Annotated in this window: 12 protein-coding genes and 1 pseudogene; 5 read left to right on the forward strand and 8 right to left on the reverse strand. The window is 66.6% G+C overall.

Annotated elements, in window-relative coordinates; translation table 11 throughout:
* The gene (locus KRR38_RS05495; protein ID WP_217399380.1) at window positions 1–639 is read left to right on the forward strand and encodes a squalene/phytoene synthase family protein; all 639 of its coding nucleotides are present in this window, start codon (window positions 1–3) and stop codon (window positions 637–639) included.
* Window positions 640–674: 35 nt separating this feature from the next.
* Window positions 675–1,214, forward strand: a complete 540-nt coding sequence (locus KRR38_RS05500) for a hypothetical protein (RefSeq protein WP_217399382.1) — start codon at window positions 675–677, stop codon at window positions 1,212–1,214.
* Here the strand turns inward: KRR38_RS05500 and trmFO are convergent.
* The 3 genes from trmFO to gyrA are packed head-to-tail and all read right to left on the reverse strand — an operon-like array spanning window position 1,182 to window position 5,651.
* Window positions 1,182–2,528, reverse strand: a complete 1,347-nt coding sequence (gene trmFO / locus KRR38_RS05505; RefSeq protein ID WP_217399384.1) for a methylenetetrahydrofolate--tRNA-(uracil(54)-C(5))-methyltransferase (FADH(2)-oxidizing) TrmFO — start codon at window positions 2,526–2,528, stop codon at window positions 1,182–1,184. The genes KRR38_RS05500 and trmFO overlap by 33 nt on opposite strands.
* A gap of 26 nt (window positions 2,529–2,554) precedes the next feature.
* Window positions 2,555–2,908: a DUF952 domain-containing protein gene (locus tag KRR38_RS05510; protein ID WP_217399386.1), complete on the reverse strand. Its 354-nt coding sequence runs from the start codon at window positions 2,906–2,908 to the stop codon at window positions 2,555–2,557.
* The gene (gyrA, locus tag KRR38_RS05515) at window positions 2,901–5,651 is read right to left on the reverse strand and encodes a DNA gyrase subunit A (protein ID WP_217399388.1); all 2,751 of its coding nucleotides are present in this window, start codon (window positions 5,649–5,651) and stop codon (window positions 2,901–2,903) included. The genes KRR38_RS05510 and gyrA overlap by 8 nt, the downstream gene beginning before the upstream one ends.
* Window positions 5,652–5,942: 291 nt before the next feature.
* Here gyrA and KRR38_RS05520 point away from each other — a divergent pair, with 291 nt between their 5' ends.
* Window positions 5,943–7,346, forward strand: coding sequence for a hypothetical protein (locus KRR38_RS05520; protein ID WP_217399390.1), 1,404 nt, complete (start codon window positions 5,943–5,945; stop codon window positions 7,344–7,346).
* A 58-nt stretch (window positions 7,347–7,404) separates the two neighbouring features.
* On the opposite strand, the pseudogene KRR38_RS05525 reads toward KRR38_RS05520, so the two are convergent.
* Window positions 7,405–8,059 (reverse strand): annotated as a pseudogene (locus KRR38_RS05525) (carbonic anhydrase).
* A gap of 65 nt (window positions 8,060–8,124) precedes the next feature.
* On the opposite strand from KRR38_RS05525, the gene lipA reads away from it, so the two are divergent.
* Window positions 8,125–9,063 (forward strand): lipoyl synthase, encoded by a 939-nt coding sequence (lipA, locus tag KRR38_RS05530; protein WP_217407125.1) that lies wholly within the window; start codon window positions 8,125–8,127, stop codon window positions 9,061–9,063.
* On the forward strand, window positions 9,063–9,524 hold the full coding sequence (locus KRR38_RS05535) for a type II toxin-antitoxin system RatA family toxin (protein WP_217399392.1): 462 nt from the start codon (window positions 9,063–9,065) through the stop codon (window positions 9,522–9,524). The genes lipA and KRR38_RS05535 overlap by 1 nt, the downstream gene beginning before the upstream one ends.
* Here the strand turns inward: KRR38_RS05535 and KRR38_RS05540 are convergent.
* From KRR38_RS05540 to KRR38_RS05555, 4 genes are read right to left on the reverse strand one after another with little or no spacing between them, the layout of a single operon-like run.
* The gene (locus KRR38_RS05540) at window positions 9,485–9,982 is read right to left on the reverse strand and encodes a CinA family protein (protein WP_217399394.1); all 498 of its coding nucleotides are present in this window, start codon (window positions 9,980–9,982) and stop codon (window positions 9,485–9,487) included. The genes KRR38_RS05535 and KRR38_RS05540 overlap by 40 nt on opposite strands.
* Complete coding sequence (locus tag KRR38_RS05545) at window positions 9,979–10,506, reverse strand: hypothetical protein (RefSeq protein ID WP_217399396.1); 528 nt, start codon at window positions 10,504–10,506, stop codon at window positions 9,979–9,981. Before KRR38_RS05545 ends, KRR38_RS05540 begins: the two co-directional genes overlap by 4 nt.
* Before the next feature lie 16 nt (window positions 10,507–10,522).
* Window positions 10,523–11,068 carry a hypothetical protein gene (locus tag KRR38_RS05550; RefSeq protein ID WP_217399399.1) on the reverse strand — a complete coding sequence of 182 codons (546 nt, stop codon included), beginning with the start codon at window positions 11,066–11,068 and terminating at the stop codon, window positions 10,523–10,525.
* Between the two features lie 11 nt (window positions 11,069–11,079).
* Complete coding sequence (locus KRR38_RS05555; RefSeq protein ID WP_309141180.1) at window positions 11,080–12,192, reverse strand: bifunctional 2-C-methyl-D-erythritol 4-phosphate cytidylyltransferase/2-C-methyl-D-erythritol 2,4-cyclodiphosphate synthase; 1,113 nt, start codon at window positions 12,190–12,192, stop codon at window positions 11,080–11,082.
* Window positions 12,193–12,195 lie beyond the last annotated feature (3 nt).

The following is a 12,195-nucleotide window of genomic DNA, read 5'->3' on the forward strand; positions in this document are numbered from 1 at the left end:
ATGAGCGTAGCCGATAGTCTGCTGGAGGCGTTGCCCCCGCTGCACCGCCTCGCTCTGGCCTATGCGCCGAAGGCGGCGCGTGAGCCGACCTTGGCCTTGCTCGCGCTCGACCAGCGGCTTGCCGGGATCGTCCGCAATTCGCACGAACCTTCGCTCGCGCAGTTGCGGCTTGCCTGGTGGCGCGAGCAGCTGATGGTCGATGCCGCCGCCTGGCCGCGGGGTGAGCCTTTGCTGGCGGCATTGCAATCGTGGCGGGGCAAGCACACGGCGCTGGTCGAACTGGTCAATGGCTGGGAAATGCTGACCGGCGCCGCGCCGCTCCCCGACGCCGACCTGTCCGAGTTCGCCGGTGGCCGGGGCGAGGCTTTCGCGGCGCTGGCCGAAGTGGTCGGCGCGCCGTGCGAACCTGCGCTGCAGCTTGGCCGGCAATGGGCGCTGGCCGATCTCGCGACCAATGTCGCCAACCCGGAGGAGCGTGAGGCGGCTGCGCGATTGCTGGCGGCGGAAGGGCGGACTGCCCGGGTCGCCAGGTCGCTTAGGCCGTTGACCGTTCTCCACGGTCTGGCCCAGAGGAAGCAGAAGGGCCATTCGGCGGTCAGTCTCATGACTGCGATGCGGCTCGGATTGTTGGGGCGATAGCGCGCTGCTAGTATAATTCGGAAGGGGGCCTTGCCATGAACCGGATGTTGCTCGGCGCTTTGGCTGCATTGCTGCTCGTTGCCGCCGGCGTCTTCTGGTGGCAGGGCCGCGCGGCGACCGAACGCGGCGCGCCGCCGCCGCCCGAGGTCGCTTTTGCTACGGGCATGCCCACCGACGAACTGCCCATAGCCGACGGCAAGGGCCTGCAAGGCGCCGCCCCACCCGAGGCCAACGAAGTCACCCGCGAGCAACGCCGCTTCGACCGGCTCGACCGAAATCGCGATGCTATAGTCACCCGCAACGAGATGCTGGCCCCACGCGCCGCCTTCTTCCGCGCGCTCGATACCGATCACAACAATCTGCTGAGCTTCGAGGAATGGGCGGTACGCACTTCGGACCGCTTCAAGGCGGCGGATGTTAATCGCGATCTCAAGCTCGACCGCGCCGAGTTCGCCACTACGAAACCCAAGCGCGCGGTGCAGCCGCAATGCCGCTGCGCGCCGGTGCGAAAGGCCGGCCGTCCCGCGCAGCCGGCCGAGGACCTAGCCGACGAGGCTGGGGAGCCAGAGGTCTAGATCTACCTTGGCGCGCGCGGTGTAGGCTTCCTTGCGCTGCTTCTTCTTCACTTCGGGCGGGGGTGGCGGGAACAGCCCGAAGTTGACGTTCATCGGCTGATAGGACTCGGCTTCGGCATCGCCGGTGATGTGGGCCAGCAGCGCGCCCATGGCCGTGGTGCGCGGCGGCGCCTGCCAGTCGTGCCCGGCGATCTCGGCAGCGGTCATCAGCCCTGTCATCAATCCGACCGCGGCGCTTTCGACATAGCCCTCGCAGCCGGTGATCTGACCGGCGAAGCGGACATGCGGCGCGGTCTTGAGCCGGAGTTGGCGGTCGAGCAGCACCGGCGAGTTGAGGAAGGTGTTGCGGTGCAGCCCGCCCAGCCGGGCGAACTCCGCATTCTCCAGTCCCGGTATCGTGCGGAACAATCGCACCTGCTCGGCGTGCTTGAGCTTGGTCTGGAAGCCGACCATGTTCCAGATCGTGCCGAGCTTGTTGTCCTGGCGTAGCTGGACCACGGCATAGGGCCAGCGCCCATTGGGGAACTGCTCGGAGGCGGTGCGCGGATCGTCGAGGCCCACCGGCTTCATCGGCCCGAAGCGCAAGGTCTCAACCCCGCGCTCGGCCATGACCTCGATCGGCATGCAAGCCTGGAAGTAGGGGGTGTTGGCTTCCCACTCCTTGAACTCGGTCTTCTCGCCGGCGATGAGGCCGGCGTGGAAGGCCAGGTACTGCTCCTTGGTCATCGGGCAGTTGATGTAGTCCTTGGTCTCGCCCTTGTCCCAGCGCGAGGCCATCCAGCAGACGTCCATGTCGATGGAATCGCGATAGACGATCGGAGCGATGGCGTCGAAGAAAGCCAGGCTGTCGGCCCCGGTGGCTGTGCCGATCGATCCGGCGAGCGCCTCGGCGGTCAGCGGCCCCGTAGCGATGATCGTCAGTCCCGCATCGGGCAGCCGATCGATCCGCTCGCGAACGATCTCGAGCGTGGGCTGCGCGGCGAGCGCGGCTTCGACTTCGGCGGAGAACACGTCGCGATCGACCGCCAACGCCGATCCGGCGGGAACCTGCGCCTTGGCCGCTGCGGCCATGACCAGCGATCCGCACTGGCGCATTTCGTGGTGCAAGAGGCCGACGGCGTTCTTCTCGTCATCGTCCGACCGGAAGGAATTGGAGCAGACGAGTTCCGCCAGCGCATCGGTCTGATGCGCGGGCGACCGCTCGCCGGTTCCGCGCATTTCCGAAAGCCGCACGCGAAGCCCCCGGCGCGCGAGCTGCCAAGCCGCTTCGCTGCCGGCGAGGCCGCCGCCGATGATATGAACGTCGTATTGCATGGGCCGAGCCCTTAGCGCCGAAGCGCTCAGCCCGCGACCGGAAGTTTCACCTTACCGTCATGATCGCGTTCGACCGGACCGTAGGCGAGCACTGCCGAGAGCGGCAGCGGCGCATAGATATGCGGAAACAGCGCTCCGCCGCGCGACGGCTCCCATTTGACCGCATCGCCCAGCACAGGCAGGTCGACAGCCGCGACGTGGAGGTGATCCTGACCGGCGAAATGCTTGGTGACAGTCTCATCGAGCTGCTCGGCTGTCGAGAGATGGATGTAGCCGTCCGCTAAATCCACGGGGGCTCCCGCGAAGGTGCCGTCGGCTTCCAGCGCTTCCATCTGCTCTGCCGTCAGCACCTTGTAGGCGACCGCCGGGCGGTCATTCATTGGTGGCGCCATCGCCTTCGTCTCCGCCAACTTCGGGCGCTTGGGCGGCATCTTCTTCGACGCCTTCCTCTTCACCCGTATCGGCAAGACGCACGGCGCTGACCACATGTTCCTCGTCGGCGACGTTGAACAGCCGCACGCCGGCCGAGCCGCGGCCAATGACGCGCAAGGAGTCCAGGCCGAGGCGGATCAGCTTGGCCTGGTCGGTCACCAGCATGAGCTGGTCCGCCTGGCTTGCCGGGAAGCTCGCCACCACCGGACCGTTACGGCCGATATTGTCGATATTGGTGATGCCCTGGCCGCCGCGGCCGGTGCGGCGGTACTCGTAGGCCGAGGACATCTTGCCATAGCCGTTGGCGCAGACGGTGAGGATGAACTGCTCGCGGGCGGCGAGTTCGGTCATGCGCTCGGCAGGGATCGAGGGTTCGCCTTCCTTTTCGCCCTTCCATGGAGCGAAGCGGACGTATTCCTCACGCTCTTCGGAGCTGGTGCCGACGCGGTGCAGGATCGACAGCGAGATGACCTCGTCGTCACCCTTGAGCGCCATGCCGCGAACGCCGGTAGAGGTGCGGCTCTGGAACTCGCGGACGTCGTCGCCGGCGAAGCGGATCGCCTTGCCCTGCCGGGTGGCGAGCAGCACGTCGTCGTCGGGCTCGAGCAGCGCGACGCCAATCAGCCGGTCGTCCGAGCCTTCCTCGAAGCGCATCGCGAACTTGCCGTTCGAGGGAATGTTGGCGAACGAGTCCATGCTGTTGCGTCGCACGCTGCCCTTGGCAGTGGCGAAGACGACGTGGAGCTTGCCCCATTCCGCCTCGTCCTCGGGCAGCGGCAGCACCGTGGCGATGGTCTCGTCCTTGTCGAGCGCCGGCAGCAGGTTGACGATCGGCCGTCCGCGCGTCGCCGGCCCGCCTTCGGGCAGACGCCAGACCTTGAGGCGATAGACCTTGCCCGCGGTCGAGAAGAACAGCACCGGCGTGTGGGTCGAGGTGACGAACATCGTCGCGACGACGTCCTCGTCCTTGGTCGCCATGCCGGCGCGGCCCTTGCCGCCGCGGTTCTGCGCGCGGAAGGTCGAGAGCGCCGTGCGCTTGATATAGCCGTCCATGGTCACGGTGACGACCATGTCCTCGCGCTCGATCAGGTCCTCGTCGTCGATCCCGTCCATGGCGGGCATGATCTGCGAGACGCGCGGCGTGGCGTAAGCCTCGCGCACCGCGACGAGTTCCTCGCGCATCACGTCATAGAGGCGGACGCGGTCGGCAAGGATGGCAAGATAGCCGCGGATCGAGACGGACAGTTCCTCGAGCTCGCCGCCGATCTCGTCGCGGCCGAGCGCGGTGAGGCGGTGGAGCCGCAGGTCGAGGATCGCCTTCACCTGGATCTCGGAAAGCTGGTAGGTCGAGCCTGAGAGGTCTTCCTCGCCCTCTTCGATCGCTTCCACCAGGCGAATATAGGGGGCGATCTCGCCGATCGGCCATTCGCGCGCCATCAGCGCGGCACGGGCGGCGGCGGGGTTGGATGCGCCGCGGATGATCGCGACCACTTGATCCAGGTTCGTCACCGCAACGACGAGGCCGAGCAAGATGTGCGCACGGTCGCGCGCCTTGTTGAGCTCGAACTTGGTGCGGCGGGTGATCACCTCCTCGCGGAAGGCGATGAACGACAGGATGATGTCGCGCAGCGCCAGCGTCTCGGGGCGGCCGCCGCGGATCGCCAGCATGTTCGCCGGGAACGAGCTCTGCGCCGGCGTGTGCCGCCAGAGCTGGTTGAGCACGACTTCGGCCGTGGCGTCGCGCTTCAGTTCGATGACCACGCGCACGCCGAGGCGGCTCGATTCGTCGCGGATGTCGGAAACACCCTCGATCCGCTTGTCCTTGGCGGCTTCGGCGATCTTTTCGACGAGGCCCGACTTGCCGACCTGATAGGGCATCGAGGTCAGCACGATCGAGCGGCGGTCGCCCCGGCCTTCCTCGATCTCGTGGCGGCAGCGCTGGAGGATCGAGCCGCGCCCGGTGGTGTAGGCCGAACGCGCGCCGTGGGTGCCGAGGATGATCGGCGCGGTCGGGAAGTCCGGCCCCGGGATGATCTCGAACAGTTCCTCGGTGGTGATTGCCGGGTTCTCGATCATCGCGAGGCAGCCGTCGATCACTTCGCCCAGGTTGTGCGGCGGAATGTTGGTCGCCATGCCGACGGCAATACCGCCGGCGCCGTTGACCAGCAGATTGGGGAACCGCGCAGGGAGGACCGTCGGTTCCTTGCGCGAGCCGTCGTAGTTGTCGGCGAAATCGACCGTATCCTTGTCGAGATCGTCGAGCAGGAAGTTCGCGACGCGGGCGAGGCGCGCTTCCGTATAACGCATCGAAGCCGGCGGATCGGGATCCATCGAGCCGAAGTTGCCCTGGCCGTCAATCAGCGGCACGCGCATCGACCAGTCCTGGGTCATGCGGGCGAGGGCGTCGTAGATCGCGCTGTCGCCGTGCGGGTGATAGTTGCCCATCACGTCGCCGACGATCTTGGCCGACTTGCGGTAGGGGCGGCCGGCGACCATGCCGCCTTCCTGGGCGGCGAACAGGATGCGGCGATGAACCGGCTTCAGGCCGTCGCGCACGTCGGGCAGCGCACGACTGACGATCACGCTCATCGCGTAATCGAGATAGCTCGTCTTCATTTCGTCGACGATGTCGACGCGCTGGAACTCGCCCAGCGGGTGAGGCGGATCTAGATTTTCGGAATCGTCGCTCAAGGCCGGATTATCTTATTCTGTTGCCGGGAAAGGTTACAAAGTGGCCCTAGGCCAAGGGTGCGGGGAAAGCCAGCGGGAGCGAGGCGGCGGGTCGGATGCGGCGGCGGTTTTCCACATTTGCCGCACCGAATCTGAACCGATGCGACTAATGGCATTAAATCGCCGTTCAGCGGTGCTTCCCTAGCGGCAGATTGGTTGCAAAGCGTCCGTTTCGACGCCAGTAGCAAAAGTGGAAGTTTCATTTTGGGGCGGGCGCCAGGGCCGCGACCCCGGATTTAGGAGAGACGACGCATGACGCCCACCAGCAGCCTGAAACGCGGCAACACCTTCTCGCGCTCCGCCCTCGGGCTTGCCCTGTCGCTGGGCGTCGCTACCGGCGCCTTCGTCGCGCAGCCGGCTTTCGCCGCCAAGAAGAACGAACAGCCTGCCGGGCCGAAGATCGAATTCTCCCCGGCCTTCACGAAGGTTGCGGCAGAGCTCGACAAGACCATCACCGGCGCGCGCACGAATGCTGCGGTGCAGACTGCCAGCCAGCAGGTGCGGGCGGCGACGGATCCCGCGGCCAAAGCAGCGGCCGTGGCGCAGGTCGATGCCGCACTTGGCGGCGGCTTCAAGGCAAAGCTCGATGCGGCGACTGCGGTGGCAAGCACGCCCGGCGACAAGCTCAAGCTGGGTGAGATGACTCAGACCTATGCGGGGCTGATCAACGATCAGGCGCTGCAGTACAAGGGCCTGGTAATGATGCTCGAGAGCGGCGTGCTCGCGCCCGACATGCAGGGCAAGGTCGCCTGGTTCGCGGGCGTCTCGGCCTATCAGGCGCATGACTATGTCAGCGCAGCAAAGTACGTGCAGCAGGCCAAGGACGGTGGCTACACCGATCCGCAGCTCGACGCGGTGCTGAACGATTCCTATCGCCGCAGCAACAACCCCGCTGCCGCGCTGGCCAATGCGCAGAGGGACATTGCGGCGGCCAAGGCGGCAGGCACCAAGCCGAGCGAGACTTCGATCCGCACCGCCCTGCAGGCGAGCTATGATGGCAAGCAAACGGCACAGGCGATCGATCTGGCCGTCCTGCTCGTGCAGAACTATCCTTCGCAGAAGGCCTGGAACGCATCGATCAACGTCGTGCGTGCCTTGTCGGGCTACCAGTCGCAGGAAGCGCTCGACCTAATGCGGCTGATGGGCCGGACCAACTCCTACGACAACGAGCGCGACTACATCGAATATATTCAGGCGGTCGATCCGCGCCGTCTGCCCGGCGAAGCCCAGAAGGTGCTCGACTCCGGCCTTGCGGCGGGCAAGCTGCGCGCCGCCGATCCGTTCGTCACCGAAGCCAAGGGCATCGTCGCCGGCCGCCTTACGGCCGACCGCGCCTCGCTGCCGGGTCTCGAGCGCGATGCGCGTGCGGCCAATGCTTCGGCTGCGACGGTTGCGGGTGCGGGCGATGCCTTCCTCAGCTATGGCGATGCCGCCAAGGCCGAGGCGCTCTATACGCTTGCGCTGTCCAAGCCGGGTGCCGACAACGAGCGCATGCTGACGCGTATCGGCATTGCCCAGGCCGACCAGGGCAAGGCTGCCGAGGCCGAGGCAAACTTCGCCAAGGTGCAGGGGCCGCGCAAGGCGATCGCCCAGCTGTGGTCGGCCTATGCCGCGCAGAAGGGTGGCGGCGCGGCGCCGGTTGCGGCCGCACAGTAAGCTTTCACTCTATCGCATGATGGAAAGGGCGGCGGGAAACTGCCGCCCTTTCTTTTGCCTAGATGACGGGTCCGAAAGCGCCCGATGCTTCATCGAGCACGTGCAGCACGCCCTCCGAAATCGCGAAGAAGGCGCCGCGCAGACGCAGCTTGCCCTCGCGCTCCTTGCGGCGGATGCAGGGAAAAGTCCGCAGATTGGTGAGGCTGACCTTGACGCCGGCCTCTTCCATCGCCCGTTCGGCGGTGCGGCCGCTGGTGCCGAGCTCGGCGGCGATCGGCTCTCGGACTTCGTCGAGCAGGCCGATCCAGTTGGCGATGAAGCCGCCTTCGCCCGGAGGGGCGCCGTGCAGGTCCTGCGTCAGCGCCGCCTTGCAGCCGCCGCACATGCCGTGGCCCATGACCACGATCTCCTTCACTTCCAGCACCTGGACGGCGAACTCCAGCGCGGCCGAAACGCCGTGGAGGCCGGGCGTGGTCTCGAAAGGAGGGACCAGCGCGGCGATGTTGCGGACGATGAAGGCTTCGCCGGGCGCCATGTCGAAGATCTGCGAGGGATCGACCCGGCTGTCGGCGCAGGCGATGATCATCACCTGGGGTTCCTGGCCGACGCGCGCGGCTTCCCAGCGCTCGCGGTTTTCCATCCAGCCCCCCCTCGCGGAAACGGCGGTAGCCTTCGACGAGCTGGGCGAATTCGGGAGAGATGTCGGTGCTCATGGGCCGCCTCATGGAGATGAACTTTGGCACTGGCAAGGCCGCGTGCATCCGCCTATCTGAGCGCGATGAACGATCTTTCTTCCGTCCCTTCAGAGCCGACGCCTGAACGTCGGCGCAAGCCCGACTGGATCCGCGTCAAGGCGCCGACTTCCAAAGCCTATGGCGAGACGCGCGAGTTGATGCGCAGCCTCAATCTCAATACGGTCTGCGAAGAGGCGGCCTGCCCGAACATCGGCGAGTGCTGGACCAAGAAGCACGCGACGGTGATGATCCTGGGCGACGTCTGCACCCGCGCCTGCGCGTTCTGCAACGTCAAGACCGGCATGCCGCGCAAGGTCGACGCGCATGAGCCCGCGCATGTGGCCGAGGCTGCCGCCAAGCTCGGGCTCGAGCACATAGTAATCACCTCGGTCGACCGTGACGACCTGCCCGACGGCGGCGCCGGCCAGTTCGTCAAGGTCATCGATGCGCTGCGCGCCGCGACTCCGGCGACGACGATCGAGATTCTCACGCCCGATTTCCGCGGCAAGATGCAGGCCGCGGTCGAAGCGATCGTCACTGCGCGGCCCGACGTCTACAACCACAACCTCGAAACCGTGCCGCGGCTCTATCCGACGATCCGGCCCGGCGCGCGTTATTACGCCTCTCTGCGCCTGCTCGAGCAGGTCAAGCGCCACGATCCGTCGATCTTCACCAAGTCCGGCGTCATGCTCGGGCTCGGCGAGGAGCGGCTCGAAGTCCATCAGGTGATGGACGACATGCGCTGCGCCGACATCGATTTCCTGACGATGGGCCAGTACCTTCAGCCGACCCAGCGCCACGCCAAGGTCATGGAATTCGTTACGCCGCAAGCCTTCTCAGCCTATGGTGCGATCGCGCGCTCGAAGGGCTTCCTGCAGGTAGCGGCGAGTCCGTTGACGCGCTCCAGCTATCACGCCGGCGACGATTTCCGGCAGATGCGCGAGGCGCGCGAAGCCCAATTGGCCAAAGCCCGTACTGCCTGATGCCCGGTATCCACGAAGTCCGGCGGCTCCCCTACAGCGCGGAGCAGATGTTCGATCTCGTCGCCGACGTCGCGCGCTACGGCGAGTTCCTGCCCTGGGTGAAGGCGACCCGCGTGCGTTCGAACACCGAAGACGAACTGATCGCTGACATGCTCGTCGGCTTCAGCGCGATCCGCGAGAAGTTCACCTCGCGCGTCGAGAAGCGCCGACCGGAGGAAATCCGCGTCCACTATGTCGACGGACCGCTGCGCGACCTCGACAACCGCTGGCTGTTCCATGCCCTGGGTCCGCAGGAATGCGAGATCGACTTCACCGTCGACTTCGCCTTCCGCAACGCCCTGTTCGAGAAGCTGGCCGGCCAGTACTTCGACCGCGCCTTCCACAAGATGGTCGCCGCCTTCGAGACGCGCGCAGCCGAGCTTTACGGCAGCAGCAATTCGAGCGCGACCAGCGCCGCCTGATGGCGCACGGCGGCACGGCTCGACGCGTCGAGCCGGCGTTCCTCGGCGTTGACTTCCTCGCTGCCGCGGACCGCGCGGGCGAAGACCACGGTGCCCACCGGTTTCATCTCGCTGCCGCCTTCGGGGCCGGCGATCCCGCTTATCGCCACTGCGACATCGGCATCGCTGTGCTGGAGCGCGCCCTGCGCCATTGCCCAGGCGGTAGCTACTGAGACCGCGCCGAGGGTGTCGATGATGTCGGCCGCGACGCCTAGCATCTCGCGCTTAGACTCGTTTGAATAGGTGACGAAGCCGCGGTCAAGCACGGCCGATGAGCCGGCGATCTCGGTGAGCGCGGCGGCGACGAGCCCGCCGGTGCAGCTCTCGGCCACCGTGACGCGGCGGCCGGCGGCCTTGTTCTCGTCGATCACGCGCTGGGCGAGGGTGACGATATCGTCGGGCAGAAGGCTGTCGGTCATGGCTTGGCCTCGCGCGGGCAGGCGCGCATTTTGTTGTCGTTGCGCGCCACGGCGCTGAGAATCGTGGCGAACAGGTGAACCGTCTGGTCCGCGGAGAGCGGCGCGAGCGCTTCGGAAATGTCGTTCACTTCGCCGCAGGTCGAGGGCGAGACCGGAATCCTGATCTTCTGCGCCATCATGTCGTCGACCAGCGGCCGAAGCGCCTTGTCGCTCAGACCTGCCATCTCCTTCAAATCCTTGGCATCGCTCATCTTGAAGAAGGCACTGCGCGCCACCGGCCAGGCAGCGGTCTTGCCCGCGGTCAGCTCGTCGGCCAGCCGCGGGAAACTGGTGCGCAGGTAGCTCGCGGGCGGGAGCGAGCCGGCGCAGTTCTTGGATACTTCGGTCAGCACGTTGGGTAGGAAATAGGCGATCAGGCCGTGCATTTCAGGGGGTGTCAGGCATTTTTCCGGCGGAAGCGCCTGGGCCGTGGTGCTGGCGCAGATGGCCAGCGCGCCGGCGAGCCTGAACAAGGGTCGCTTCATTCCCGGATTCCCTGTTTCAGGCTGCGCAGATGCTGATGGCGCCGATCTTGGCGCGGCCGCTCTTGGCACCGAGGCCGACGGCGAGCGCGATCAGTTCGGCGGTGTTCTGCGCGGGCAGCGGCGCGAGCAGGCCGACCACGCGGTCGATCGTGGCGCAGCGCTCGAGCGGCACGTGCTGGCCGACGAGACCTTCCATCAGCGAATCCAGCATCTGCTGCAGCGAGGCGTCGGGCATCGAGCTGATCAGCTTGTTGGCATCGGCGTTGGTCGTCGTGCTCAGCTTGAGGAAGGCCGCCTTGGCGCCCGGCCAGGCGGCGGGCTTGGCCTGGGCATAGCGCTGGACCAGCTGCGGGCCCTGGCTGCGCAGGAAGGCGTTCGGAGCCAGCGTCGTGCTGCAGCGCTGCGCCGTGCCGTTGATGATGCTGGGCATGGCATATTCGGCCAGCGAGGTGAACTCCGCGGGGGCGAGGCACGGCGGCTCGGCGGCCGCGGCGACGGTCGGCACGGCGGCAAGCAATGTAGCGGCGGCCCATTTAATTGAGGGGGGGGTGAAACGGCGCACGGGAGGCTCCTTCAGTTCCGGATCAAGGTGGCCGCGGCCTGGGCGGCGATTCCCTCGCCGCGGCCGGTAAAGCCCAGCTTTTCCGTCGTCGTGGCCTTCACGCTTACCGCGTCGATGTCAACGCCGAGCAGTTCGGCGAGCCGCGCCCGCATCGCCTCGCGGTGCGGGCCGATCTTTGGCGCTTCGCAGATGATCGTCAGGTCGACGTTGCCGATGGCATAGCCTGCCTCGGCAATGAGGTTCGCGGCATGCGTCAGGAAGCGGTCGGACGAGGCGCCGCGCCACTGCGGATCGCTCGGGGGAAAGTGCTGCCCGATGTCGCCCGCGCCGATCGCGCCGAGCAGCGCATCGACCAGCGCGTGAATTGCGACATCGGCGTCACTATGGCCTTCAAGTCCTTGATCATGGTCGATCTTTATCCCGCAGAGCCAAAGATCTTCTCCTTTGGCGAGGCGGTGGACGTCATAGCCGGTGCCGATGCGGACCAAAGGTGCCGCATTGGCTGCGAAGTCCTCGGCGAATGTCAGCTTGTGCAGGGCTTCGTCTCCTTCGACCAGGGCAACGGCGATCCCGGCGGCCTGGGCCACCTGTGCGTCATCGCCGGCGTGGGCTTCGCCCGTCCAGGCGCGATGCGCTGCGAGGATCGCGGGGAAGCGGAAAGCCTGGGGGGTCTGGACGCGGCGAAATTGAGCCCTGTCCGCAGGCTGTCCCATCATGTCCCCCGAGGCATGAGTCAGGCTGTCCACTACGGACAATACCGGAATTGCGCCGCTTTGCGTGGCCAAGGTCGCCTGAAGACGCGCGATGACCGCAGGGGACAATCCGGGGCGGGCGGCATCATGAATCAGGACCAGGTCGGGGCCGTCCAGTTCCAGCGCTTCCAGCCCGTTGCGCACCGATTCCTGCCGCGATTTTCCGCCGGTTATCAGACGGACGTCGATCCCGGCCAGCGCAGTCCGGGCCAAGTCTTCGCCGCCTTCGGGAATGACCACCACGATCGGCGCGACCCCGGCGCCCGCCAGCTCCTCTACCGAATGCCGCACCACAGGCTTGCCGCGCCAGCGCGCGAACTGCTTGGGAAGCGGCTGTCCGGCGCGCAGTCCCTGGCCCGCCGCCACCACGATCGC

Origin of the sequence: Novosphingobium sp. G106, from assembly GCF_019075875.1 — a bacterium.
Lineage (GTDB): Bacteria > Pseudomonadota > Alphaproteobacteria > Sphingomonadales > Sphingomonadaceae > Novosphingobium.